The following is a 26,817-nucleotide window of genomic DNA, read 5'->3' as shown; positions in this document are numbered from 1 at the left end:
AGAGATGACACACGGCCCGCCGCCGCGAGAGCAACATCGATGTCGCGATTGAGGGGGGAGAGAACCACGGCCTGACACGAATCGATGAACCATGAGCGTCTCCGCCGTTCTGCGGGCTCACTCTCCTCTTCGCCGGCGCCCCGGCGTCGTTGACGAAGGTGTGGTGCGCCCAGGGGACCGGCGCCCGGACGCTGGCCCGGACGCACGGCGGGGCGCCGCGCGCCGCGCGCCGCGCCACCCGCGCCGCTCCCCGGAGCCGCGGGAGACGCTCGGCGAGGGGGGCGACGAGCCTCCGAAGAGGGCTGGAGTCGACGAACGACCGAGGAGGACGGCGCTCGGGACGCGCCGGACCGAGGCGGAGAGTGCGCCCGCTGACACTCGCGCCGGCGACGCGCCCTATCCGGAGGCCCTCTGGACAGAGCACCGTGCGGGTCCGTGCGTGCGTGCACGTGCGCTCCGTGCGCTCGCACCCCCCGGATTTCCCAGCAAACCCCGACATTTTCGACGACAGTTCGGTGGCCCACGCCGTGCTTGGGGCGAAGCAGACGACGCAGCGTGGCGCGCCCGTGGCGCCGCGCCCCCTGCTGGCCGAGGCGTGCCGCCCGGCGCGGTCCCCGCAGGACCGAAGCCGCGCTCGCCCCGCGCTGCCAAGGAGAGCACCGCGATGCCCACCGACGACGATCGCATGATTCCGAGCAGCATGTCCCCCCTGACCCTCCGGCAATACGAACAGGTGTCCCGCACGCTGATCGACAGCTCCCCCCCGCAGCCGGGAGAGGTCGACGTCGCGCCCCGCGGCGCCGGCAAATACGGCGCCTGGATCCGGCAGCTCGTCACGGGCGCCGCGGGCTGGCTGAGCACGAGCCGCGCCGCCTTCTGCATCCCGCTCGTCACCTTCCTCGTGCTGCTCACCGTCCTCGTCTTCCGGCCAGGGCAGCTCGACGCGACGGTCGCGGTCGACCTCCGCCTCCCTTCGGAAGAAGCCATTCCGAAGGAGCAGCTCGCGCACGGCGTGGAGGAGATCGACCCCGAGGACGTCGTGTGGCGCTTCCGTTACGGCGCCACGGGCACCGAGTTCGGCGGCGGCGTCCCCTACTGGATCTTCCGCGTCATGCCGAAGATCTTCGACGACGAGTTCAAGGGGCGCGGCTACGATCGCTTCGGCTTCGGCGCCGACGACGGCGCCTATTACGCGTCTCGACCGGTGGGCCGCGGGCTCTTCCTCGCCGACTCCACCCTGAACATCCCGCTCTTGCGCACCCGCTTCGCGCTGAAGCGCGTCGCCATCAACTGCTCGGGCTGTCACCGCGGCGAGTACCTGAACGAGCGCGGCGAGCCGGTCTACGTCGACGGGATGCCGAACCACACCGCCGACCTGCAGGGATTCAAGCGCTTCTTCGCGCGCGCCTTCCAGGACGAGCGCATGACCGGCGATCGGCTCATCCTGGAGATCAACGCCGCGCTCGCCGAGGAAGGGGCCGCCCCGCTCACCGCCCGCGAGCAGGCGCTCTACCGGATCCTCCTCGTCGAGCTGAAGAAGCGGGGGAGCTCCGGGGCGTTCGACTGGATGGACCTCCGCGCCGACAACGGCCCGGGGCGCATCGACCCCTTCAACGCGGTCAAGTTCGAGGTCCTCAAGGCGCCCGACGACGGCACCGCGGCCCAGATCGACTTCCCCTCGCTGTGGAACCAGCGCGCCGAGATCCGCGAGTGGCACCACGTCGACGGCAACTCGATGAGCTCCAAGGCGCGCAATCGCGGTTCGGCCATCGGCGTCGGCGCCGTCCCGATGTCGCTCAACAAGGCCACCATCGACGCGATCGGGCGCTGGCTCGACCGCGACCTCCCGGCGCCGAAATACCCCTTCACGGCGCCCGCGACCGAGCGGGTGGAGCGCGGCCTCGCGGTCTTCACCGAGCATTGCGCCTCGTGCCACGGGCTCTACGACCCGGAGAGGCGCACGATCGAAGAGGTCGAGGGCAGCCTCTACATGGAGCGCGTCGACACGGGGACCGACGCGGAGCGCTCCAAGGCGTTCATGAAGCCGGCCGCGGACGCGCTCAACGCGTACGGCGAGCGGCGCCTGCTCTGGGAGAAGGACGCGTTCCGCCCGGTCAGGGAGGCGGGCGAGTACCTCGCCGGCCCGCTCGACGGGATCTGGGCGCGCGCCCCCTACCTCCACAACGGCTCCGTGCCCACGCTGGCCGACCTGCTCAAGCCGCCGGCGCCCCGCGGCAAGCTCGCTCCGGAGAAGGCGCGGGAGTTCCGGCCGAAGCAGTTTTACCGCGGCGACCGGCGCTTCGACGAGCGGAACGTCGGGTGGGTGTCGACCGAGCCGATGGAGGGCGAGCGCGCGCTCTTCCTCTACCGCACCGTCGACGACAACGGCAAGCCGATCCCGGGCAACGGCAACGAGGGGCACACGTACGGCGCCGACCTCACGCCGGAGGACCGCGAGGCCCTCATCGACTATCTCAAGACCCTTTGATCGAACCGGACAAGAAGGAGCAGAGTCATGATCCCCCTCTTGGAAACCGCGCTGGCCTTCGCCATGATCATGCTCACTGCGAGCCTGTTCGTGAGCGCGGTCGTGCAGGTGATCGTCAACGTCGGGCGCTACCGTTCCTGCGTCCTCATCCACATGCTGCGGTCGCTCATGCACGGCTTCCGCGCGTTCCACAAGGACCCTGACGTCGTCGATCCGGCGACCGGGCTCCCGGCGCGAGGCGCGCTCGCCAGGAACGAGGCCTGCGAGATGCGCTTCGTGCACGAGGTGCTCTCCGATCCGGTCCTGCACGCGCGCAGCGCGAAGCTCGCGTACGGCTCGGCCCCCGAGCGGCTCGCGGGCCTCGTCGAGTACATCGACGTCGAGGACCTGATCAGCATCGCCACCGGCGCCTCGGCGCCGGCCGACGGGGACGGGCGCGAGCTCCTCTTGCCCAGCCGCTGGGTGAGCTGCGGCCAGGGCGGCTCCAGCGCGCCGAAGCGCTACGCGACGCTGGAGCAGTTCTCCACGTACGTGCGCCGCTGGTTCCCCACCCTCGAGGGCACGGCGTCGCAGACGTTCAAGCTGCGCGTGCGGCGGCTGACGCTCCTCGTCTCGATGATGGTGGTCATCCTCTTCAACTTCGACGGCTTCCAGGTGCTCGCGCGGCTCCACCAGAGCGGCGCCGCGCGCGCGCAGGTCGCCGCCCACGCGGACACGGTGACGACCACCGCGGCGCGCCTGGGCGAGCGCCCGTCCGGCGCGCCGGACGAGCTCCCCGACCCCACGCTCGAGGAGCTCGGGATCGAGATGCAGAAGACGGCGACCCTCCTCGACGAGGCGAACCTCGGCTTCGGCTGGCAACAGAGCTGGATCGTCCAGCGGTTCCGCGCGTACCGCCACGATATCCTCGCGCCCCCGCCGACCTCGCTGGAGCTCCTCCAGGACTCGCTGTTCTGGCTGGCCGGGCTCGCCTTCTCGTGCGGGTTGCTCTCGCTCGGAGCGCCCTTCTGGGTCACCACGTTCGCTCGGCTCATCCAGATGCGCAACGAGGTGCAGCACCGGAAGCGCCAGGAGATCGCGTCCGGCGTGAAGGTCGCGACCGCCGCCCTGCCGCTCCACGCGCGCGAGCGCGCCGTCGCCAAGCTTTCCTGAGGCCCCCAACGACATCGAGGATCTTGGTCATGAACACGACGCTCAAGCTCCACGAGGAGTACCCGCCGCCCGGCGAGGAAGACAGCATCCGCCAGATCACCGAGATCATGAGGCGCAATTACGAGCAAGCGTACCCCAAGGGCGCCTCGCCCGCGCTCCGCGGGGTGCACCCGAAATCGCACGGCTGCGTGAGGGCCCACTTCATCGTCGACGAGGGCTTGCCCCGCGAGCTCCGGCACGGCGTCTTCCGGGAGCCGCACGTCTACCCGGCGTGGGTCCGGTTCTCGTCGACGTCCTCGCGCGTCCAGTCGGACATGAAGCGCGACTCCCGCTGCATGGCGATCAAGCTGCTCGGCGTCGAGGGGGAGAAGATCCTCGACGGCGAGAAGGACGCGACGACGCAGGATTTCCTGATGGGGAACACGGACGTGTTCTTCTCGCGGAGCGTCGCGGACTACCTCGAGCTCATGTCCGCTATGAGCGCGGGCAAGCCCCTCTCGTATTTCTGCTCGCTCCGCCCGCCCCGCCTCCGGCTGCGCGAGCTCATGAACTATCTCTCCGTCGTGCTCAAGCCGGTGAAGAACCCCCTGCACGCCCGGTACTTCAGCCAGACGCCGTTCCGGCTCGGCGAGCGGGCGATGAAATTCTGCGTGGTCCCCCGGCCGTGCGGCGCGCCCGGCGTCGAGGTCGAGCCGGGCGACGACGCGCTCAAGCAGGCGGTGGCGCGGCAGCTCGATCAGGGAGACTGGATGTTCGACTTCCTCGTGCAGCTCCAGGCCCACCCGACGAAGACGCCGATCGAGGATCCGACGGTCCGCTGGAGCGAGGCGCTGTCGCCGTTCACCAAGGTCGCGACGATGATCATCCCGGCGCAGCGCCTCGACCTCCCGGGACACGCGGAGTTCGAGGAGAACCTCTCGTTCACGCCCTGGCACGCGCTGCCGGCGCACCGGCCGCTCGGCGGGCTGAACCGCGCCCGGCGCGCGGTCTACGAGGCGATCTCGAGGCTCCGCCACGAGAGGAACGGGGCTCGCCGCGAGGAGCCGGCGGCGCCGCGCGCCGGGCGCGCGCGCGCGCCGTCGCTCGCAGAGCCGGCGCGGCTCGGAGTCGGGTGAGGTCATCGCCATGCTGCCCAGGAACGACATCACCCATGCTCACGCCGACGTGAACGGCGTCCGCCTCCATTACGCGTCCAGGGGCGCGGGCAAGCTCATCCTGTTCATCCACGGCTTCCCCGAGCTCTGGTACGCCTGGAAACGGCAGCTCTTCGATTTCGGCCGCCACCACCGCGCGGTGGCCCTGGACCAGCGCGGCTACAACCTGTCGTCGAAGCCGTCGGCCGTGGACGCCTACGGCATCGACCTCCTCGCCGCGGACATCGCGGCGCTGATCGAGCACCTCGGCGAGGAGAAGGCCGTGCTGGTCGGCCACGACGTGGGCGCGGTCGTGGCCTGGGCCGTGGCGCTCCGCCACCCGGAGCGCGTCGAGAAGCTCGTCGCCATCAACATGTCTCACCCGGCGTGCTTCGACCGGGCGCTGCGCGAGGACCCAGCGCAGCAGGCCGCGAGCCAGTACATGCACCTCTTCCGGAGCCGGTCCGCGGAGGAGCGCCTCTCCCAACACGACTACGGCTTTCTGAGGGAGATCTTCCTCGATCCAGGGCTGTCGCAGGGATATTTCAGCGAAGCGGACGTCCGTGTCTACCTGGAGGCGTTCGCGCAGCCGGGCGCGATGGCGGGCGGGCTCAACCTCTACCGCGCGGCGCAGATCGGGCCTCCAGGGCCGGGCAAGCCCGTCGGGGGGAGCAACCTCACCCGAGGGCTCCGCTCGCTCACCGTCTCCGTGCCTGTCCTCGTGATCTGGGGCGAGCGCGATCCGTACCTCTTGCCGGCGAGCAACCTCGCCGGGATCGAGCTCTACGTCCCCGATCTGAGGGTGATGCGCGTGCCCGAGGCGACCCACTGGATCGTCCACGAGGAGCCCGAGATCGTCAACGCGGCGATCCGCGGCTTCCTCGCGCGCGAGCGACCTGGCGGCCATCAACGGGCGAAGCCCGCCTGATTCATCGCCTTCTGGGGCCGCGTCCTTCGGCCGTCAGGAGCGCACGTCGGCGCCGTGGAAACGGGAGCTCTACTGCCCGCCTCCCGTCGAATCTCTCCAGGGCAGATCCGGCCCCCCCGGCGCGGCACCGCCAGCCGCGGCCTCCACGGCCGCGGCTGCCCGCGCAGTACGGCTCGGCCTGGCGCGGTCGCGGAACGTTGCGGAACGTTACCGATGTCCGCGTCGGCCTCCCGTGTTAAAATCACGCTCCGGAATCTCCTCCGTGACGTCCACGACGACCCTGACCGATCGAAGCCTCCTGTGGGGCCGGAACGACCTGGAGCCGGCCCCGGAGTTCTTCCACCTGGTCATCGCCTGGTCGCGCGAGGAGCCGCACCGCGTCGGAGAGGCGGCGCTCGTCGACGCGCGCTGCGTGCTCGGCCGCGGCGGGCCGCAGTCCCAGGACAGCGCGCCGCGCCTCGCCTTCCACCGTCAGCGGCCGGTGGGCTGGGCCATGATGCCTCCGCTCGAGGGGCCGCGGATCTCGCGCCTCCAGCTCGAGCTCACGCCCACCGAGGACGGGCTGCTCGCCGTGCGCTCGATCGGGCGCTGCCCCCTGCTCATCAACGGCGCGCCCGCGACGCAGGGCCTCGTGAGGGCCGGCGACACGCTCACCCTGCACAACGCCCTCGTGCTGTTCGTGGTGCGGCGGCGGTGGAGCCTCGAGGTGATCCAGGCGCTCAAGGAGACGCCGCGGTTCTCGTTCGGCGACGCCGACCCCCACGGGATCGTCGGGGAGAGCCCGGCCGTGTGGGCGCTGCGCGGCGCCCTCGCGTTCGCGGCGCAGTCCGGCAACCACGTGCTCGTGCGCGGCGAGAGCGGCGCCGGAAAAGAGCTCGCCGCGCGCGCCATCCACGCGCTCTCCCGCCGCCGCGCGGGCGTGTTCGTCGCGCGCAACGCCGCGACCTTCCCCGAGGGGCTCGTCGACGCCGAGCTGTTCGGGACAGCCAAGGGCTACCCCAACGTCGGCAGCCCCGAGCGCCCCGGGCTCATCGGCGAGGCGGACGGCGGCACCCTCTTCCTCGACGAGATCGGCGAGCTCCCGCCGCACCTGCAGGCCCACCTGCTGCGGGTGCTCGACCGCGACGGCGAGTACCAGCGGCTCGGCGAGTCGCGCGTGCGCCGCTCGGATCTGCGCGTCATCGCGGCGACGAACCGCCCCCTCGAGTCGCTGAAGCACGACTTCCTCGCGCGGTTCCTCATCACCGTGAGCGTCCCCGGGCTGGCCGATCGCCGCGAGGACATCCCGCTGCTCCTGCGGCACCTGCTCGCCACGGCCGCGCGGGAGAGCCCGGAGCTGACCGAGCGCTTCTTCGAGCGCCGTGGCGAGCGGCTCGCCGAGCCGCGGATCGCGCCGGCGCTCATCGAGGCGCTGCTCCGCCACCCCTACACGCACCACCTGCGCGAGCTGGAGCGGCTCATGTGGATCGCCCTCGGGTCGAGCCACGACAACTTCCTCGCCCTCACGCCCGATCTCTGCGCGGTGCTCCGCCCGGACACGGGCGACCCCAAGACCGATCCGCGGGCCGGCCCCAAGACGGATCCAGGCAAGTCGATCCCGCCCCAGCCGTCCGACTCCGGCTCGCTCGGGCGCGTCGAGATCGAGGCCGCGCTCGCGGAGGCGCAGGGCAGCGTGACGACCGCGGCGCGCCTCCTCGGGCTGAAGAACCGCTTCGCCCTCTACCGGCTCATGAAGCGCCACGGCATCGCCGGGCCGGACGAAGAGGCGAGCGAGGGCTGAGCCGGCGCGGGCGGCGGCGCCCGCCTCACGCGCCCGCCGCGACCTGGGCGGGCGCGCGCTCGCCCGCGCGCATCCGCGAGACGATGGCGCGGTAGGCGCGGGTCCACGCGTCCCGATGCGCCTCGGTCCAGTCCGCGGCGCTCACCTCGGACAGCGCCGCGACGAGCGCCTCGCCGAACCCCTCGTACATCTCCGGGGTCACGCCGTAGGCCGCGTGCTGGGCGCCGAGCCGCGCGAGCTTCTCGCAGAGCCAGACGTCGTCCTCCAGGTGGTCGAGCACCGCCATGAGCGCCCGCTCGAACATCGTGCCCTGCGCCCCGGGGCTGTTGCGGGTGAAGAGCCGCCTCGCCTGCGGGTACCGCTCGAACAGGGCCCGGTACACGAGGCGAGGGAACTCGTGATCACGCTGCACGACGAGCTCGAAGCTGTCGCGCAGCAACTCGGCATCATGGGGTGACATGAAGGAACGCCCTTCCGTCGGGGTGTGCATCGATCCCGCGATCAGCATCGTTCGTGCCGCGAAGCACCCGCCGACGCGCGCGGCGCGCCGGTCCGGCCGCGGCACTCACCCCGTGCGCGCACGCCCTAGGGCGTGTGCGCGCACGCCTCCACGTGCACACCTGAACGTAAACACGTCCACCGACACGCCGCTCGCTGTAGTGCAATGCCGGCCCCAGCAACAAGGCAAAGACCGATCCGCCGGGCTCTCCAGTTGAGTATCCTCGCACGCGCACCGGGCGGTCACTCCGCGCGCTCGGCGCGGCCGTGGTGGTGGAGGGCTCGATCCGTGTCGTTCCTCGAAGGTTCTCTGGTTGCGGGTCGGTTCCTCATCGAAACGCTGGCCAGGCGGGGCGGCATGGGGGAGGTATTTCGCGCCCGGGACGTGACGACGGGCGCGCCGGTGGCCCTCAAGCTGCTGCACGCCGACGCCGCGCGCTCGGAGGAGACCGAGCGTTTCCTGCGGGAGGCGCGGTTCCTGGCCGATCTCGAGCACCCGGCCATCGTCGCGTACCTGGCGCACGGCAAGGCCCAGGACGGTCGGCCTTATCTCGCCATGGAGTGGCTGTCGGGGAAGGACCTCGGCGAGCGCCTCGACCGCGGGCCGCTGCGCATCTCCGAGTGCGTGACGCTGCTCACGCGGGTCGCCGACGCGCTCGCCGTCGCCCACGGCCGGGGCGTGGTCCACCGCGACATCAAGCCGAGCAACCTGTTCCTGCGCGACGAGCGCGTCGACGGCGTCACGGTGCTCGATTTCGGCATCGCGCGCTGGGCGGCGGCCGGCATGACGCTCACGGGGACCGGGCGCTTCGTCGGCACCCCCGGCTACATGGCGCCGGAGCAAGCGCGGGGCGACCGCGAGCTCGGGCCGACCGTCGACATCTTCGCCCTCGGGTGCGTCCTCTTCGAGTGCCTGACCGGCAAGCACCTGTTCGCCGGCCGGGATCTCGTGGGCGTGCTCGCGAAGATCCTGTTCGACGACGTCCCCCCGGTCGTCTCGCTGCGCCCCGACACGCCGCCCGCGCTGGCGGAGCTGCTCGCGCGGATGCTCGACAAGGATCCGCGCCGGCGCCCCCGCGACGCGGCGGCGCTCCGCGAGCAGCTCGCCGCCCTGACGCTGCCGGAGGAGAGCGACGAGGCGCCGGCGCCGGTGCTCGCGGCGCCGCCGACGCCCCGGGCGCTCACCGGCGAGGCGATGCAGCTGCTCAGCGTCGTCCTCGCCGTGCCGGCCTCCGGCCATCCCAGCGAGACGCTGCCGCCCGCGACGGCCCAGACCTGGGCCCGCCCGACGCGCGACGCCCTGCGCTTCCGGCTCGCGCGCCTCGGCGGCCGCGCCGAGTGGCTCGCGGACGGCTCGCTGATCGTGATCGTGTCGCCGGCGAGCAGCGCGGTGGATCAGGTCTCGACCGCCGCCCGCTGCGCCCTCGAGGTGCAGCAGCACTGGCCCGAGGCCCGCATCGCGCTGACCACCGGCCGCGGGCTGCTCCAGGGCGGGGTGCCCGCCGGAGAGGCGATCGACCGGGCGGTGGCGCTCTTGCGCGCCGGCGCGGAGCCGACCGTGACCGCCGAGCCCGACCCGGAGGGCGCGGCGCTCGAGCCGGGGATCTGGCTGGACGAGCTGAGCTCGAGGCTGCTCGAGCCGCGCTTCCTGATCACGACGATGGGCGGGCAGCTGGCCTTGACCGGCGAGCGCGCGAGCGTCGACGAGTCGCGCCCGCTGCTCGGCCGCCCGACGCCCTGCGTCGGCCGCGAGCAGGAGCTCTCGATGCTGCTCGGCGCGATCGACGGGTGCATCGAGGAGGCGTCGCCGTCCGGAGCGCTCGTGATCGGGGCGCCCGGCATGGGCAAATCGCGCCTGCGGCACGAGCTGCTCCGGCGCCTCCGCGCCCGGTCGTCCGGCCTCGAGGTGCTGTTCGCGAGCGGCGCGCCGATGAGCGCCGGCTCGCCCTACGCCCTGCTCGGCGAGGCGCTCCGCCGCCTCTGCGACGTGCAGGTCGGGGATCCGCCCGCGGCGCAGGAGGCCAAGATCCGCCAGCGCGTCGGCGAGCGCGTCCCGCCGGCCGACGCCGAGCGGGTGAGCGAGTTCATCGCGGCCCTGTGCGGCATCGCGGTGGAGCGGCCGAGCGCCTCGCTGAGCGCCGCGCGCAGCGATCCGAAGATCATGAGCGAGCAGATCCGCCGCGCCTTCCTGGATCTGCTGAGCGCCGAGGCCGCGGCGCGCCCATGCCTCCTCGTGCTGGAGGATCTGCACTGGGGCGACGCGGCCACGGTCAAGCTCGTGGACGCCGCCCTGCTCGAGCTGCGCGAGCGCGCCTTCTTCGTGCTGGCCTTCGCGCGCCGCGAGGTGCACGACGCGTTCCCGAAGCTGTGGCAGGGGCGGGTCGTGCACCGGGTCCCGCTCGCCGGCCTGACCAAAAAGGCGGCCGAGCGGCTGGTGGTCGCGGTGCTCGGCGCCGAGGTCCCGCCCAGCCTGGTGGCGCGCATCGTCGAGCAAGCCGCGGGCAACGCGCTGTTCCTGGAGGAGCTGATCCGCGCGGTGGTCGAGGGCAAGACCGAGGGGCAGCCCGCCACGGTGCTGGCGATGCTCCAGGCCAGGCTGTCGTGCCTCGAGCCGGAGGCGCGCAAGGTGCTCTGCAGCGCGAGCGTGTTCGGGCAGACGTTCTGGCGCGGCGGCGTGCTCGCCATGCTCGGGCAAGAGCGCCCGGCGGCCGACGGCGACGGGGCGGATCGATGGCTGGAGAGCCTGGTGCGCTCCGAGATGGTGGAGATGCAGTGGAGCAGCCGGTTCCCCGGCGACACGGAGTACCGGTTTCGCCACGTCCTCGTGCGCGACGCCGCGTACGGCCTCCTCGCGGCGGAGGATCGGCGGCTCGGCCACCAGCTCGCCGGGGCGCACCTGGAGCAGGCGGGGGAGGCGGACCCCATGGTGCTGGCCGAGCACGCGCACCTCGGCGGGGATCTCGAGCGCGCCGCGCTGTATTACCTGCGCGCGGCCGAGCAGTCGTACCGGAGCAACGATTACGACGGCATGCTCTCGCGCGTCGAGCGCGGCATCGCCTGCGGGCCGCGCGGCGACATCCTGGGCCGGCTCCTCGGGATGAAGCTCGACGTGTGCTTCCTGCGCGAGGACTGGCACGTGGGCCTGGAGATCGGCAAAGAGGCCCTGTCGCGCTTGCCGCGCGGGAGCGTCGCCTGGAACCGGGCGGTGGGCCGGCTGGTGGTGATGACGGGCCACCTCGGCCTGGCGGGCGACCTGGAGCCCCTCGTGAACGCGATCATGAGCAGCGAGCCCGAGCCCGGGGCCGAGGCGGCGTGCTGCATGCCCGTGGCGACGGCGATCACGGCCCTGAGCCACTGGGGCATGCGCGATCTGTCGCGGAGCCTCCTGGCGCGCCTGGAGCAGCTCGCGACCCGCGTGCCCGAGAGCGAGAAGCTCGCGCACGCGCAGCTGCACTACAGCCGCTCGACGTTCCTGCGGCTCCTCGGGGACGATCCCTGGCAGGCGTACGAGGACGCGCGGCGCGCGGAGGAGGTCTTCTTCGAGGTGAGCCCCTGGCGCTGGCGCGAGTTCGCGGCGAGCTCGACCGCGCTCTCGATGGCGGAGCTCGGCGAGCACGCCGAGGCGGAGCGCAAGCTGCGGGAGTCGCTGGAGCGCACGCTGCGCATCAACGACGCCTTCACGGTCTCCAGCGTCCGTGTGTGGCTGTTGATCCTCCTCTCGGAGTGCTGCGCGCCGGAGCAGCTGGACGAGATCACGGACCTGGCGAACCAGCTCATCAAGATCGGCGCCATGGAGGCGACCGTGGGGCCGGCGCACGGCGCGCTGGCGCGGGTCCTCGTGGCGCGGGGCCGCTTCCCGGAGGCGCGCCAGGAGGCGGAGAGGGCGCTCGCGGTCCTGCAGCGCGACCGGTTTTACCGGCCGCTGGTCTACCGGACGCTCATCCAGGCGCTGCTCCGCGAGGGGCGCGCGGAGGCCGCCCGGCAGGCCTCGGAGGAGGGGCTGAGCTGCCTCGCGGCGCTCGGCGGCTCGCTGGGGTACAGCGAGATCCCGCTGCGCCTCGCGGTCAGCGAGGCGCACCTCGCCGGCGGGGACGCGGCGCGCGCGCGGGCCGCGATCGAGCAGGCGCTGCGCGCGGTCGAGGAGCGCGCCCGGAAGATCCCCGACGCGGCCGCGCGGCTCCGCTACATGGAGCAGGTGCCGGCGAACGCGCGGGTGAGGGAGCTCGCGCGCGCGTGGCTCGGGCGCGACGTCGAGCGGCCGCCCGGGCCGCACGCGCACGAGCGGACGGCATGAGCCGCTGCCGCGGCGTCGCGCTGCGGGCCAACAGGTCATCAAGGCTCCATCAGAACGTTGCAGGCGCAATGTCCGAAGGGGCTTAGTGTCATCGTGGGCGCTGCTGCGTGCAGCGCCCGTTTCCTGCAATCGCTCCTTCAACGCCAGTAGGTGTCATCGTGCGAAACCTCTCCTGGTCCGCGCGCGCGGGCTCGTGCGTCTCGCGTCGTTGGGATTTTCCTCTCCGGCACCGCCGCCTCCGGTGGACGGCGGTCATCGCGCTCGCGACCGCCTGCGGCTGCAGCGGCTCGCCGGCCGACGGCGAGCTCGGTCGCGCCGAACAAGCCGTCTCCCTCCCGGGCGGGCGCGTGGTCATCAGCCAGGTGTACGGCGGCGGCGGCAACGCCGGCGCCTCCTACACCCACGACTTCGTCGAGCTGTTCAACCGGTCGAGCAGCCCGGTGTCTCTCGCGGGGTGGTCCATCCAGTACGCAAGCGCCACCGGCACGGGCGCCTTCGGGGCCACGACCGCGCAGCTCACGGAGCTGCCCGCGATCACCTTGCAGCCCGGCCAGTACTTGCTCGTTCAGGGAGCCGCGGGGTCGGGCACCGGCGCCCCGCTCCCGGCTCCCGACGTCGTCGATGCGACGCCCATCAACCTGAGCGGCACGGCAGGGAAGGTCGCGCTGGTCCGGCAGGCTGCGGGCCTCGGCTGCAACGGCGGGTCGTCCCCGTGCTCGGCGGCGCAGGAGGCGCTGCTCGAGGACCTCGTCGGCTACGGCGGCGCCGGCTATTTCGAGGGCGCCGCGCCGGCGCCGGCGACGACCAACGCGACGGCCTCGATCCGGCGGGGCGCGGGCTGCCAGGACACGTCCAGCAACGCCGACGACCTCGCGACCGGGGCGCCCACCCCGCGCAACACCCTGGCCGCCGCGACCGTGTGCGGCGCCGACGCCCCGCCGGCCGTCGCCGCGACCGCGCCCAGGAGCGGCGCGACCGACGCGGACCCGGCCGCGCCCCTGAGCGTGACGTTCAGCGAGCCGGTGGTCGCGAGCGACGCCTTCGAGCTCGCTTGCGCCGGCGCTGGCCGCCCCATCGCGGTCAGCGGCGGCCCCCTCACGTTCACGCTCACGCCGGCCGAAGCGCTCCCCGCGGGCGCCGCGTGCACCATCACCATCCGCGCGAGCGGCGTGGTGGAGCAGGACGCGGGGCCAGACGGCACGTTCGACCCATTGCCCGCCGACGTCTCGATCGCGTTCACCACGGGGCGCCGGGCGCCGTTCATCGCGATCCACGACATCCAGGGGCGCGCGCACCTCTCGCCGCTCGCCGGCGCCGTCGTGAGGACGACGGGCCTCGTCGCGAGCCTCCGCGGCAACGGCTTCACCGTCGAGTCGACGGCGCCGGACGATAATCCGGCCACCTCGGAGGGGCTGTTCGTCTTCACCGGCGCCGCCCCGGCGGTGAGCCTAGGCGATCTGGTCGAGCTCTCCGGCGAGGTGGTCGAGTTCCGCGGCGGCTGCGCCGAGCCGTGCACGCCCGCCCGCGGCAGCGGGTACAACAACCTGACCGTCACCGAGCTCAGCCGCCCGCAGATCACCGTCCTCTCGCGCGGCCATGCGTTGCCGGCCCCGGTCTCGATCGGCTTCGCCCCCGGCGCGCGCAGGCCCCCGACGCAGGTCATCGAGGACGACGCGAGCGGCAGCGTGGAGACCTCGGGCGACTTCGACCCCGAGGTCGACGGCATCGATTTCTGGGAGAGCCTCGAGGGCATGCGGGTGAGCCTGAACAGCCCGGTCGTCGTGGGCCCGACCCGCACGTTCACGAGCTCGGGCACCGCGGAGATGGCGCTGATCCCCGGCGACCGCGACGACGCGACCGGCGCCGCGGCCGGCCCGCGCAGCGCGCGCGGCGCCATCGTCCTCGGCCCCGGCGACGCCAATCCGGAGCGGATCCTGCTTCAGCTCCCCCTGCGCGCCTCACCGCCGGCGCTCGACGTCGGCGCGACGTTCGCCGGGCCCATCGTGGGCACGATCGACTACAACTTCGCCAACTACAAGCTCCTGCCCGTCGACGACGGGCTCCCCGCGGCGACCTCGGCGCTGGCGCGTGAGACCTCGTCGCTGGGAGCGCGGAGCGCCGATGACCTCGACGTCGCCGCGTTCAACGTCGAGAACCTCGATCCGGGTGATCCGCAGGAGAAGTTCGATCGCCTCGCGCGGATCCTCGTCGACCACCTCGACAGCCCCGACCTCGTCGCGCTCGAGGAGATCCAGGACAACACGGGCCCGACCAACAACGGCGTGGTGGACGCCTCGCAGACGTTCGCGCGGCTCGTCGCCGCGGTCGCGGCCGTGCCGGGCGGGCCGACGTACGCGTTCCGGAGCATCGACCCGGTCGACGGCGCGGACGGCGGCGAGCCGGGCGGCAACATCCGCGTGGGCTTCCTGTTCAGGACCGACCGCGGACTCCAGTTCGTCGACCGCCCGGGCGCCGGATCCCTGACGCCCAACGAGGTCGTCGGCGACGCGGGCGGCGTGTCGCTGCGCTACAGCCCCGGCCGCATCGACCCGGCCAACCCGGCCTTCAGGAGCAGCCGCAAGCCGCTCGCGGGCGAGTTCCGCTGGAACGGACAGCCGCTGTTCGCGGTGGCCAACCACTGGAACTCCAAGGGCGGCGACGAGCCGCTGAGCGGGCGTTTCCAGCCCCCGACCCTTTCCAGCGAGGCGCAGCGGCTCCAGCAGGCGGCCGTGGTCGCCGGCTTCGTGCGGCAGATCCTCGATCGCGACCCGTCCGCGAACGTGGTGGTCCTGGGCGACCTGAACGATTTCCAGTTCTCCGCGCCCCTCGAGGTCCTCAAGGGCGCGGGGCTGACCACGCTGATCGAGACGCTCCCGCCCGAGGAGCGCTACACTTACGTGTACGACGGCAATGGCCAGGTGCTCGATCACGTGCTGGTCAGCCCCGGCCTGGCGGGGCCGAAGCTCGTCGGCTTCGATGTGGTCCACGTCAACGCGGAGTTCGCCGACCAGGCCAGCGACCACGATCCCGGCGTGGCGCGGTTCCGCATCGCGCCGGACATGGATGGCGACGGCATCCCTGACGCGCTCGATAACTGCCCCGCGGCGCGCAACCCCCACCAGGCGGACTCGGACGGCGACGGCGACGGCGACGTCTGCGACCTCGCGTGCGTCAGCGTCCAGCGCGGCACCTTCGGCGGCGTGCGGGACGCCCTCGTCGAGGACGCCACGACCAGCTGGTCGTACGGCGGGTATCCTTATCTCCTCACCAGCGCGGTCGCGGAGCGCCCGATGACGGCGGTGGTCGCCTTCGATCTCTCCTTCATCCCCGCCGGCTCGCGCGTGGCGTCGGCGGCCCTCTCCCTGTCTTACGCCTGGAAGCCCGCCGACAGCGCTGTCACCGTGCACCGCGTGAGCGGCGCCTGGGACGAGGCGACCGTCAACGCCGGCAACCTCAGCGGCTACAGCCCGGCCGTCGAGGCCTCGCTCATCACGCTTGCGCAGACCGACGCGTTCGCGTCCGCCGGGCTGACATCGCTCGTCCAGGGCTGGGTCGACGGCGTCCAGCCGAACCACGGTGTCGCCCTGGTCGACGCCACCAGCAGGACCGATTTCCGTGCGAGCGAGTACGGTGACGTCGCGCGCAGGCCGAAGCTCGAGGTCTGCTACTACGCGGCGGAGTGAACGGCGCGGGCCGCGGCAGGCTCCGCCGCGGCCCGCAGCCTGAGGGAAGGAGAAACCTTATACAACGAGGGCGCGCACGAGGGCACAGCAAAGCGCCCGAGCCGGGACTAGACGTTGACCTTGTAGTTCAGCTTGACCTCGTCCCCGTGCATGCCGCGGAACCCCCAGTCGTGGGGCGGCGACTCCGAGATGCAGATCTCGATGTCCTGGTGATCGATGCCGACCTCGTCCCGGATCCTGTCGAACAGGAGCCGCACGAGCTTCTTCTTCGTCTCCACGGTGCGCCCGGTCATCATCGAGATCTCGATGATCGTATAAGCGTCGGTGCGCCCGCCCGGCGCCAGCATGTCCTCGCGCTCCATCGGGAAGAAGCGGTGCGCCCGCTTGTCCTGCGGCATCCCCAGCGCCTCCATGACGCAGGCGTGGATCACCCGCGACAGCTTCTCCTTCACCGGGTTGAGCCGGTCCTTGATCCCGTAAATCTTCACCTGAGACATCGAATCACTCCTGGATCGGCGCCATCGCCGCAGTCCGCCACGGATCCATCTACGCCGGTTACGCCGGTTACGCCGGTTACGCCGGTTACGCCGGTTACGCCGATTGCCCGAACAGGACCACGGCGATCGACAGGTTCGCGTGCTGGTTCTTGCCGCGGACGAAGCACCCCTGCTCCCCGAACGTGAAGCTGCCGAGGAACGGCGTCGGCCCCAGCGCTGCGCTCATCCCCTGGACGACGCGGTCGATGTCGTCGCGCACCGCCAGCATGCACCCGGCGCAGAAGATCACGAGCGCGCCTTGCGGCTGGAACGAAGGCCGCGCGACCTCCAGCGCGGCGCCCGCCACGGCCGTGATGCGATCGAGCAGGCCCTCTCTCGACCCCTTCATGAGCACGAGCTCGTCGCCCTCGCTGATGTGCACGCCGAACGTCAGCGCGTTGTCCTGGTCCACCGCGTTCGGGTGGATGAGCAGGAACCGAGGGGCCTTGCCGGCCCAGCCGGAAGGCCGGCCGAGCGGGCTGAGCGCGCTCTCCGCCGCGATCGAACCGCCGCCGAGCTGCGCGGCGAACCTGCCGCCGGTCCACCGGTTGTAGACCTCCGCCGCCGGCTGCCCGTCGATCTCGGGCACCCGCCGCCCCTCCGAGCGCGTGACCCACCCCCGGTGCTCGGTCGGCGTGTAGCCGGAGCCGAACGCATAGGCGATCTCGCCCGACGGGTACAACGCCGACAGCAGCACCGCGTCGCGGTGCGCCTGCCCGCGCCCGAGCTGCGACAGCGCCCCGTCGAGCGAGTTCGCCGCGGAAGTGCCGCCGAACACCGGCACGTCGGCCCCGACCGCGTCCTCGATCCCGCAGAGGACCTGCTCCTCCACCCCGAGCGGCGCGGTCAGCCAGAACAGCGCCGGCGGCTTGCCCGCCCGGTCGGCGTCCTCCATCGCGCGGCGCGCCGCGCGCGCGGCGGCGGCGCGCGGCGACTCCCCGATCGGCTCGGCGGCCGCGCCGTACGCGCCCCGCGCGTCCGCGATGCCGAACAGCGCCAGGCCGGCGCCAGGCGCGCCGTGGACCCCGGCGGCGGTCATCACCGAGAGGCAGGAGCTCGACCCGTGGACCCGCACCGACGGCGGAAGCGCCGCCGTGGCGCGCGCGAGCTCGCCGAGATCGTGACCCTCGGTGTAGCTCAGGAAGAGATGATCCGGCTCGCCGCCGAGGCCCGCGCGGAGCGCGGCCAGGGCCTCGGCGAACGCGACGCCCGTCGAGCCCGCCGTCGAGGACGCGGAGGCCATCTTCATCGTCCCCGCCGCCCCTGCCGCCCCTTCCGCGCCCGCGCGTCCCGCCTGCAGAGCGTCGTTTGCGCCGGAGAGCGCGTTGGTCCCACTGTCCACGTCGTTGTTGCTCATCGGATCTGGACCTCCTGCGGCGCCCCCGGTCGGGTCGATCTCGCAAGATCCCTATACACCACCGCGCGCCGGGCTCGCCCGGTTTCGACCGCTGGCATGGAGCGCCCCGCGGCTCGCCCACCGGGTCTCCTGCGCTGAGCCCGGTGAAGCGCCGCGGGGTCGCGGCGCGCGGTCCAGCGCGCCGCCGGTCTGCCGGCGCGCGCGCTCATTCCTCGGGATCGTCGCCCTTGGGCCCGGACTGCCCCGCTGCGGCCTCGTCGCCCTCCTCGCCGTCATCCTCGCCGACCCCGGCGTCCGCCGCGCCCGCGCTCGTCGCCTCCGCGGCGAGCGCCATCCGCTCGGCGAGGGGCCGCTCGGGGAGCGTGAGCAGCGGCCCGTCGCCGAGCTCGCCGAACATGTTGAGGTACGCGTTCATCGCGTGACACACCGAGTCGGTGCGCACGTAGCGGTCCCGCACGCTCCAGAACACCCCGCCGGCGGCGGCCTTCGGGTTCTTCACCATGAAGGAGTTCTCGGGCCCATAGGTGTATTGCAAAATCTGCCGGATCGCAGCGACCACCGCGTCCTTGTACCGGTCGCAGCCCGGCATGGCCTTCGTTCGGCAGTGGTGATGAACCTCCGACATCACCTCGGCGAGCCACCCGCTCCCGCTGCTCGAGAGCGACCGCTGCCAGCGGCCGTAGCGGTAGGCGTCCTCGGGCCTGCGCCACTGCCGCTTCACGAGGTCGTCGGCGCAGCGGAACACGGTCTGCTCGGCGCGCTGGTCGCCGCTCGCCTTGACGAAGTCGAGCAGCGACTGCACCGCCCACGAGCTCGAGATCGGGTTGGGCTTCCTGTACTCGTCGCCGAGGAAGCAGCCCTTCTTGGCGATCCTGGCGAGCAGGAGGTCCGCGGTCTGGGCCGCGGCGTCGAGGTACTTCTTGTTGTTCGTGGCCCGGTAGGTGCGCGACAGCGCGGAGAGGACCTGTCCCGTGTAGAGCGTCGACTCCTTCCCCTGGACCTTCCACGCGCCGCCCTCTTGCCCGACCAGGGCCGAGCGCACGCTGCCGTCGGGCCGCTGCATCGAGATCAGCCAGTCGGCCGCCATGACGGCGGACTCCAGGTACTTCTTCTCCTTCGTGATGTTGTAGAGCTCGATCAGCGTGAAGATCGACTTCGACGCCGTGCCGACGACCAGCCGGCGCTCGGGGCGCTTGCGCTCCAGATCGAACGCGTAGAAGAACGCGCCGGCCGTCCGATCGCCCGTCTCGAGGCTCTGCATGCCCATCATGAAGCCGGCGGCCTCGGTCGCCGTGCGGAGCAGGCGCGGGTCGGGCTTGTAGGCGTGCAGCTTCAGCAAGGTCAGCGCCGTGGACGCGGTGTAGATCGTGTGGAGCTCGTCCTCGAACCGGTCGGCGGGCGCGTGGTAGTACTTGTGAACCCCCTTGTGCGCCGGATCGATGACGCGCAAGAGATAGCCTTTGCCGTCCTCGATGCGCTTCGCGAGGAGGGCCTTGTCGAGGGCGCGGACCGGCACGAGCCCCTGGGTGAGCTCGAGGCCCTTCCCCTTGCGCTCGACGCTCTCGATCATCGACTCGTGATGATCCGGCAGCTCCACGACGAGCCGCGCGCCGGCGAGCGCCTCGCGCGCGCCCCCCGCCGCGGCCACGGCCCGCCGCGCGGCCTCCTTCAGCGCGACGCAGAGCCCCGCGTCCGACGCCTCCCCGCGGGCGATCTGCTTCCCTTCCTGGAACCCGATCACGACGGCGCGGAAAGGCCGTTTGGACGACAGGGACAGATCGCACGTCACCTTGTCGCCGCCCGCGGTCACCTGGCGGACGAAGGCGACGGTGCGATCGCGGAAGGTGTCATTGTCGAGCTCGGCGCCCGCGCCGCCGCCCTCCGGGACCTGGATCGCCGGGTTGGGCACCCGGGGCAGATTCGCCGCGATCTGGGCCGCGAAGCGGTCGTCGCCCTGGGTCGCGGCGGCCTTCCGGACCGCCGGGGCGCCGGTCGCCGCGGCCGGCGCGGCGGCGTCGGGCTTCCCCGCCGCGGCCTCCTCGGCGGGCTTGCGGCTATCGCAACCGATCGCGAGCGCGGAGGACACGGCGGCCACGGCCAAGAGGGTTGCGGCGGAGAGAGCGCGTGAAGACGGCATGGACAAGGTCCCCGGAAGCAGCGATATCGACGCGTACCAAGAACCCCGGGGCCCCGCAAGGCCGAACGGGGACCGCCGCACCCCGGACTCGGGCGCTCGCCCCCTGTCGCCTCGACTCGATGCTCACATCGGCGCCGCGTGTACGCGCCGCCGCGCGTGCCGTGCGCGCGGCGAGCCCGCTGCCGCCTGTGACGGCCGTGCGACAGCGAGACTCCTAGATGTTCCCGGGTGATTCATCGCTTGCGCCGAGTGCGCGGAGGCGGCGAACTACATGGGTTTCGTGCCCTCATCGGGTCTGAGACGAAAGGAGCCGGGTGGCGGGATGCACTTGTTGACACAACGCAATACAGCGTTGACATCGTGGCTCGGGGCGGCCCTCCTCGCGATCGGTCCGGGATGCACGGCCGGAGCGGCCGCGGAGGAGACGACCGCAGCCGTCGAGCGCCTCGGCGGGAGCACGTCGTTCGTGTCGGCGGACGATCTGCCCACGATGTTTTACGGGGAAGAGGAAGAGGAAGAAGAGGAAGAAGAGGAAGAAGAGGAAGAAGAGCAGACCGAGCTCGAGGAGGGCGACATCTACCGGGTCCTCGGGGACGGGCATCTCCTGAACCTCAACAGCTACCGGGGCCTGCAGGTCATCGACATCCACGATCCGGAGAGCCCGGCGATGGTCGGCCAGATGCCGGTCGCCGGGACGCCCGTCGAGATGTACGTCGATGGCGACCGCGCGATCGTGCTGCTGAACGACTGGGTCGGGCTCCGCGCCACCCCGGGCAGCCTCATCATGGATCGCCGCGCGGGCGGGGCGGTCCTGCTCATCGATCTCACCAACCGGAACGCGCCCGAGCTCCTGTCACAATTCGATGTACCTGGAACCATTCAGACAAGCCGTTACACGAACGGCGCGACCCTGGACGCCCTTTACGTGGCCAGCACCAACTGGGGGTGGACGGATCTCGGGAACGATCAGTACGAGTGGCACAACGAGGCTGTCGTCAAGAGCTTCGAGGTGACGCACGGCGGGCTCGTGGAGCGAAGCCAGCTCGATCTCGGCGGGTACGTGACGGACATCCATGGCGAGGGGGACGTCCTGCTCGTGGCGCGGGGGCCCGTGGGCTGGGACGACGAGAACAGCCAGGTGTCGCTCGTCGACATCTCGAGCGTCGACGGTTCGATGACGCTCCGCGATACCGTCACCGTGGACGGCTATGTGCGCTCGCGGTTTCACATGGACTTCCGCGACGACATGCTGCGCGTCTTCTCCGGCCCGCAACGGGGCGGCGGGTCGAGCCACCTGCAGACGTGGGACGCATCGGATCCGGACGAGCTCGCGCCGATCGACAAGGCGGACTTCGGCGACGGACAGTCGCTCTTCGGCGCGGTCTTCCTCGACGACCGGGCGTTCGCCGTCACCTACCTCCGCGCGGACCCTTTCCACGCGTTCTCGATCGATCCCGACGGAAACATCGAGGAGAAGAGCGAGCTCATCGTCTCCGGCTGGAACGACTTCTTCCGCCCGGTGCTCGGCGCGACCCGCCTCATCGGGATCGGCGTGAACGACGAGGGCGGGACGCGCAGGCTCGCGGCCAGCCTGTACGACATCACCGACCTGGAGAACCCGAGCCCGATGCTCGCGCGCGCCGAGGTGAGCGGGGACGAGGGCGGCTGGAGCTGGTCGGAGGCCAGCTGGGATCGCCGCGCGTTCACCGTGCTCGACGACGCGGTGAGCGTGGAGGCGCCGACCGGCGAGACCGAGACGGGCCTCGTGCTGCTGCCGTTCACCGGTGACAACACGTCGAGCGGCGTGTCGAAGCACGCGTCCGGCGTGCAGATCTTCACGTTCTCGGGCGCGACCCTGACCCGCCGCGGGGTGATGAGGCACGCCTCCCCCGTGCGGCGCTCGTTCCGCGTCGACCCGAGCACCGCGGCGAACGTGTCGGAGACGCAGCTCAGCCTCTACGACCAGCGCGATCTCGACGCCCCGGAGCGGCTCGGCGCGCTCGATCTCGCGCCGTCCTACGACACGATCTTCGCGTACGGCGATCACCGCGTGCGCATCCGCAACCCCGAGCAGGACGCCGGGCAGCGCGAGCCCGACGCGATGGCCCTGGCGGAGGTCATCTCCGCGGACGACGACGCCGGCATGGCGACGCCGCTCGCGACCATCCCGGTCCCGCCCGACGCGAGGTACTACAAGGTCGGCGACGACCTGCTCGCCGTCGTGACCTCCCGGTACGTGAGCTGGCCGGACTACGAGACAACGATCAGCGTCGTCGATTTCTCGGACCCGCGGACGCCCCGGGCGGCGGGCCAGCTCGTCACGACGGCCCTGCCCCCGACCCACGGCGCTGCTCACGATGACGACCATGACCAGCCAACGCGGGTCCACGTCACGAACAGGTCGCTCACGTTCACGCGCAAGACCGACGTCTGGTCCAATCTCGGGCCGGGCGATCAGTGCGATTCGCACGTCGCGTACGCTCACGGCGACCACGCCTGCACCGGGCTCGACGGCTGCACCTACTACACGGGGCAGCGCACCTGCCAGTCGATCGACGGGGGGCCGGAGTACTGCGCGGGCGGGTTCGCCGCGTGCACGACGCGGCTCGGCGCCAGGGACGCCTGCGCGCCGGTCCTCGACGAGGCCGCGCTCGACGGGCTGCTCGAGTCGTATTGCTACGCCGGCGACGTGGGCCGCCAGATCCGGCAGATGAGCGTCCACGTGGTCGACCTCTCGGACCCGGATCATCCGGCCCTGGCGCCGCCCGTCGCGCTGCCGGCCGACGAGGACGCCGTGAGCTCGCTGTCGCACGAGGGCGACGTCTACGTCTCCGTCAAGCTGCCGGCCGCCGTGCCCCACGACCCGCGCCCCCACGCGCGCTATTTCCTCCGGCGCGTCGACCTGTCCCACCCTGGGGCGCCCGCCCTCGGCCCGGCGATCAACATCCCCGGCGAGGCCCTCGCGATCCGCGGCACGAAGGTGTTCACCCGCGACCGGGTGTGGGGCCCATGCTTCATCGAGCCGGCGCTCGCGAAATCGACGCTGTACGGCGGGCGCGCGCACCTCAACAAGTACCACGAGCTCACCGGCAAGGCGCTCGGCGACACCGTCCTCATCGATCAGCACCAGAGGGCGCTCTTGACGTATGGCGAGCGGAGCTGGCCGACGTACTGGCGATGGAGCTACGGCGACGAGCCCCGCAGCTTCGCGATCCTGAGGGCCAGCGACACGATGTCGTCGGCCGGGTTCGACGTCCTCTCGGAGACGCCCGTCGACAGGTGGATGACGCTCATGCCGTACGCCGCCGAGCGCCGCGCGTTCTTCAACGTGTACGGCGGCACGCTGATGGTCGACTACGACGACCCGCGGAGCCCCGTGGCGCAGGCGTTCTTCCACGGCGCGTCGTCCGCCCGGGTGCTGCTCGATCGGGCGCGCGACGAGGTCGTGGTCGCCGCCGATCGGTACGGCATCCACCAGCTCGATCTCGACGCCTCGAACCTCCTGCCGTGACCCGCGAGGGAGGCGGCGCGCGCCTCCCCTGCCCGCCCTCCCTCCCTTCGCCGCCCGGCGCGCCGCGCGCTACGCTTCCCGGATGGGACCGGCGCAGATCAAGGGCAAGAACGTGGACATCAAGCTGTGGACCCGGCCGGAGGAGGTCGAGCCGGTCGCGCTGGAGCAGCTGCGCAACATCAGCGCCCTGCCCTGGGTGTTCCACCACGTCGCCGCGATGCCCGACGTCCACTTCGGCAAGGGCGCGACCGTCGGCTCGGTCATCGCGATGCGGGACGCCGTCGCGCCCGCCGCCGTCGGCGTCGACATCGGCTGCGGCATGGGCGCGCTCCGCACGAACCTCACCGCGGCCGACCTGCCCGACGACCTCAAGCGGATCCGGAGCGACCTCGAGCGGGCGATCCCCGTCGGGTTCGCCGCCCACGACACGCCGCTCAAGGGGTTCGCGGGCCTGCCGCTCTGGGACGAGTTCGCGAGCCTGACCCCGAAGGTGAAGGGGCTGTTCACGAGGGCGCGCTGTCAGCTCGGCACGCTCGGCGGCGGCAACCACTTCATCGAGCTCTGCCTCGACACGGACGGCGGCGTGTGGCTGATGCTCCACTCCGGCTCGCGCAACATCGGCAAGGAGCTCGCCGAGATCCACATCGCCACGGCGAAGAAGCTCGCCCACAACCGCGACCTGCCCGACCGCGAGCTCGCGGTGTTCCTCGCCGGCACCCCGGAGATGAAGGCCTATCGGCACGACCTCTTCTGGGCGCAGCGCTACGCCCGCGCGAACCGCGAGGCCATGTTCCACCTCGCCGAGGGCGTCCTCCGGCGGCACTTCCCGCAGCTCGAGATCCAGGAAGCCATCTATTGCCATCACAATTACGTGTCAGAAGAGATCCATTTCGGCGAGGAGGTGCTCGTGACGCGCAAGGGCGCGATCCGCGCCGGCAAGGGCGAGCTCGGCATCATCCCCGGCTCGATGGGCACGCGCTCCTACATCGTCCGCGGCCTCGGCAACCCCGAGGCGTTCGAGAGCGCGTCGCACGGCGCCGGCCGCAAGATGAGCCGCGGCGAGGCGAAGCGGCGCTTCACCACGAAGGACCTGGCCGCGCAGACGGCCGGCGTCGAGTGCCGCAAGGACGGCGGCGTCCTCGACGAGATCCCCTCCGCGTACAAGCCGATCGAGCGCGTCATGGAGGACCAGCGCGATCTCGTGGAGATCGTCGCCGAGCTCCGGCAGGTCCTGTGCGTGAAGGGGTGATCGACCGGCGCGGGCCCCGCCGCGTCTCCGCGAGGCGCGCCCGGGGTTCGCGGTCCCTTCCCGCCCCGCTCTCGGCTAGCATGCGCGTCGCTGCCGCGACGCACGCCGCGATCGGACGTGCCGCGCGCCGCAGCGCAGGGAAGCCATGAAGTCGGACTGGATCGATCTGGGCCCCCTCTCCGAATTTCCGGCGGAGGAGCCCGTGCTCCGCAAGGACGACGCGGGGCGGCGCTTCGCCTGCGTCCTCCGGGGCGGCGAGGTCCACGCGCTCGACGATCGTTGCCCTCACCAGGGCTACCCGCTCTCCGAGGGCGCGCTGCGCGGCGGCGTGCTGACGTGCGCGTGGCACAACTGGAAGTTCGACGTCGCCTCGGGCGCCTGCACGTTCGGCGGCGAGCCGGTGCGGCGCTACGCCACCCGCGTCGACGGCGGCCGCGTGCTGCTCAACCGGGCCGTCGACACCGCGGCCGAGGTGCGGCGCCTCGTCGCCAGCCTGCGCGAGGCGATCCTCCGCGACGACCCGGCCCGCGCCCTGCGCGACGGCCTCCGGCTGGGCGCGCTCGGGCTCCACCGCATGGAGACCGGCCTCGGCAGCCTCCACCTCGCGTTCGAGGTGCTCGCCAAGGACGGGGCCGAGCGCGCCGAGTACGGCTTCGATCACGGCCTCGCGCTGCTCTCGGATCTCTGCGCCTGGGTCGAGCGCGGCTGGGTCCCCGCCGAGGAGGCGTTCGTGGTCGCCGCCCACGCGATCGGCGAGGCGTCGGCCCGGCTCGGCCCGCGCGGCAAGGGCGCCGGCAGGGCGACGGCGCGCTCGCCGCTCGCGCGCATCGTCGAGTTCGAGCTCGACGAGCCGGCGAAGGTGAGCGAGGCGCTCGCGGCGGAGCGGCGCGACGAGGCCGAGGCGCGGATGCGCGAGCTGGTCGAGGTCCGCGGCGCCGCCGGCGCGCGCCGGGCGCTCCTGCCCTTCGTCGCGCAGCACCTCTACGACTACGGGCACGGCGCGATCTTCCTCGCGAAGGCGCTCGAGCTGGCCGAGCGGTTCTCGTCGGCGGCCGACGAGGTCCTCGCCGCCTCGACGGTGCAGCTCGCCTGGGCCACCGCCGACACGAGCCTGCCCCCCTTCGCCGCCACGCGCGCCGCGCTCGCGCGCCTCGCCGAGCTGCCTTTGCCCGGCGCCGAGGAGCCCGCGGGCTCGAGCGGCGCCGGCCCGGCCGCCGCCGGCGCCGCGCCGCTCGCCCCGGCGGAGCGCGCCGCCTTCGAGGCGGAGGTGCTCGCCGGGGAGCGGCCGGCCGTGGAGGCGACCGTGCGCTGGCTCGCGCGCGGCGCCGGCCCGCTCGCGCTGCTCGTCGCGATCGGCCACGCCGCGGCCGTCCGCCTCGCGCGCTTCGATCCGGCCTGGGAGCAGCGCCTCGACGCCGAGGTCGGGGTGCTCGACGTCACCCACGCCGTCACCTTCGCGGAGGCGGCGGCCGCGCTCGGGCGCGAGGCCTCCCCGCGCGAGGCCGCGCAGCTCGCCGTGCTCGCCGCCGGCTTCGTCGGCAAGCTCCGCAACGCGGACGCTGCCGCGCCGCCCGCGTCGGCCGCGCCGCCCGCGTCGGCCGCGCCGCCCGCGCTGACGGCGCGCGCGCCCGGCGGCACGCTGCTCCAGGCGGCGGAGGCGCGCGACGTCGGCGGGGCGCTCGCGATCGCGCGCGAGCTCGACGCCGGCGGGCGCCTCCGCGCCTTCGCGGAGCTCGCGCCGTTCGCCGCGCTCGACGCCGCCGTGAGGCCGATCTTCACGGCGCACGCCGTGAAGACGCTCGAGGCGCTCATGCGCCTCGAGTCGTCCGATCCGCAGCCCGACGGCGCGTACCTCGCGGCGCTGCTCGCCTACGTGGTCCCCGTCCGGCGGGAGCTCCACGCGCGCCGGCTCGCGGCCGTGGCGAAGAAGTTCATGTCCGATGGTCGGCCACCCGAGGGGCTGTATTGAGCCGCGCGCGGATCCGCGGCTCCGTCAGGTGGCCAGACTAGGGACCATCATGCATACTGATTGTCTATGCGGCTTGAGCCTGGGTCCCACGTAGCGCCGCAC

At 72.4% G+C, this 26,817-nt stretch carries 14 protein-coding genes; 10 read left to right on the top strand and 4 right to left on the bottom strand.

Features of this window, described 5'->3' with window-relative positions:
* Window positions 1-664: 664 nt before the first annotated feature.
* From WME98_RS33095 to WME98_RS33075, 5 genes are all read left to right on the top strand, one after another.
* A complete protein-coding gene (locus WME98_RS33095; RefSeq protein WP_437945688.1) occupies window positions 665-2,488 on the top strand; it encodes a hypothetical protein in 1,824 nt (607 codons plus the stop codon).
* Between the two features lie 27 nt (window positions 2,489-2,515).
* Window positions 2,516-3,640, top strand: a complete 1,125-nt coding sequence (locus WME98_RS33090; RefSeq protein WP_437945687.1) for a hypothetical protein — start codon at window positions 2,516-2,518, stop codon at window positions 3,638-3,640.
* Between the two features lie 29 nt (window positions 3,641-3,669).
* Entirely contained in the window at window positions 3,670-4,755 is a 1,086-nt protein-coding gene (locus WME98_RS33085) for a catalase family protein (RefSeq protein WP_437945686.1), read from the top strand.
* 10 nt (window positions 4,756-4,765) lie between these two features.
* The gene (locus WME98_RS33080) at window positions 4,766-5,701 is read left to right on the top strand and encodes an alpha/beta fold hydrolase (RefSeq protein WP_437945685.1); all 936 of its coding nucleotides are present in this window, start codon (window positions 4,766-4,768) and stop codon (window positions 5,699-5,701) included.
* A 262-nt stretch (window positions 5,702-5,963) separates the two neighbouring features.
* A complete protein-coding gene (locus WME98_RS33075; RefSeq protein ID WP_437945684.1) occupies window positions 5,964-7,481 on the top strand; it encodes a sigma 54-interacting transcriptional regulator in 1,518 nt (505 codons plus the stop codon).
* A gap of 25 nt (window positions 7,482-7,506) precedes the next feature.
* Here WME98_RS33075 and WME98_RS33070 read toward each other — a convergent pair whose 3' ends face one another.
* A complete protein-coding gene (locus WME98_RS33070; RefSeq protein WP_063752127.1) occupies window positions 7,507-7,941 on the bottom strand; it encodes a globin domain-containing protein in 435 nt (144 codons plus the stop codon).
* A gap of 396 nt (window positions 7,942-8,337) precedes the next feature.
* Here WME98_RS33070 and WME98_RS33065 point away from each other — a divergent pair, with 396 nt between their 5' ends.
* Both WME98_RS33065 and WME98_RS33060 read left to right on the top strand, forming a co-directional pair.
* Window positions 8,338-12,273: a serine/threonine-protein kinase gene (locus WME98_RS33065; RefSeq protein WP_437945683.1), complete on the top strand. Its 3,936-nt coding sequence runs from the start codon at window positions 8,338-8,340 to the stop codon at window positions 12,271-12,273.
* 158 nt (window positions 12,274-12,431) lie between these two features.
* The gene (locus tag WME98_RS33060) at window positions 12,432-15,956 is read left to right on the top strand and encodes a DNRLRE domain-containing protein (RefSeq protein ID WP_437945682.1); all 3,525 of its coding nucleotides are present in this window, start codon (window positions 12,432-12,434) and stop codon (window positions 15,954-15,956) included.
* Window positions 15,957-16,063: 107 nt separating this feature from the next.
* Here the strand turns inward: WME98_RS33060 and WME98_RS33055 are convergent, their stop codons facing one another.
* The 3 genes from WME98_RS33055 to WME98_RS33045 all read right to left on the bottom strand — a co-directional run bounded on the left by WME98_RS33055 (window position 16,064) and on the right by WME98_RS33045 (window position 19,944).
* The gene (locus WME98_RS33055) at window positions 16,064-16,453 is read right to left on the bottom strand and encodes a tautomerase family protein (RefSeq protein ID WP_061624068.1); all 390 of its coding nucleotides are present in this window, start codon (window positions 16,451-16,453) and stop codon (window positions 16,064-16,066) included.
* A gap of 94 nt (window positions 16,454-16,547) precedes the next feature.
* On the bottom strand, window positions 16,548-17,849 hold the full coding sequence (locus WME98_RS33050) for an FIST signal transduction protein (protein WP_437945681.1): 1,302 nt from the start codon (window positions 17,847-17,849) through the stop codon (window positions 16,548-16,550).
* Window positions 17,850-18,054: 205 nt separating this feature from the next.
* Window positions 18,055-19,944 carry a D-glucuronyl C5-epimerase family protein gene (locus WME98_RS33045; RefSeq protein WP_437945680.1) on the bottom strand — a complete coding sequence of 630 codons (1,890 nt, stop codon included), beginning with the start codon at window positions 19,942-19,944 and terminating at the stop codon, window positions 18,055-18,057.
* Between the two features lie 394 nt (window positions 19,945-20,338).
* Here WME98_RS33045 and WME98_RS33040 point away from each other — a divergent pair, with 394 nt between their 5' ends.
* From WME98_RS33040 to WME98_RS33030, 3 genes are all read left to right on the top strand, one after another.
* Window positions 20,339-23,497 (top strand): beta-propeller domain-containing protein, encoded by a 3,159-nt coding sequence (locus WME98_RS33040; RefSeq protein WP_437945679.1) that lies wholly within the window; start codon window positions 20,339-20,341, stop codon window positions 23,495-23,497.
* An 82-nt stretch (window positions 23,498-23,579) separates the two neighbouring features.
* Entirely contained in the window at window positions 23,580-24,746 is a 1,167-nt protein-coding gene (locus WME98_RS33035; RefSeq protein WP_437939605.1) for an RtcB family protein, read from the top strand.
* A 145-nt stretch (window positions 24,747-24,891) separates the two neighbouring features.
* A complete protein-coding gene (locus tag WME98_RS33030) occupies window positions 24,892-26,715 on the top strand; it encodes a Rieske 2Fe-2S domain-containing protein (protein WP_437945678.1) in 1,824 nt (607 codons plus the stop codon).
* Window positions 26,716-26,817 lie beyond the last annotated feature (102 nt).

The sequence above is a fragment of the Sorangium sp. So ce296 genome, from assembly GCF_051529605.1.
GTDB lineage: Bacteria > Myxococcota_A > Polyangia > Polyangiales > Polyangiaceae > Sorangium > Sorangium cellulosum_D.
This window is presented reverse-complemented; position numbering and strand designations above follow the sequence as displayed.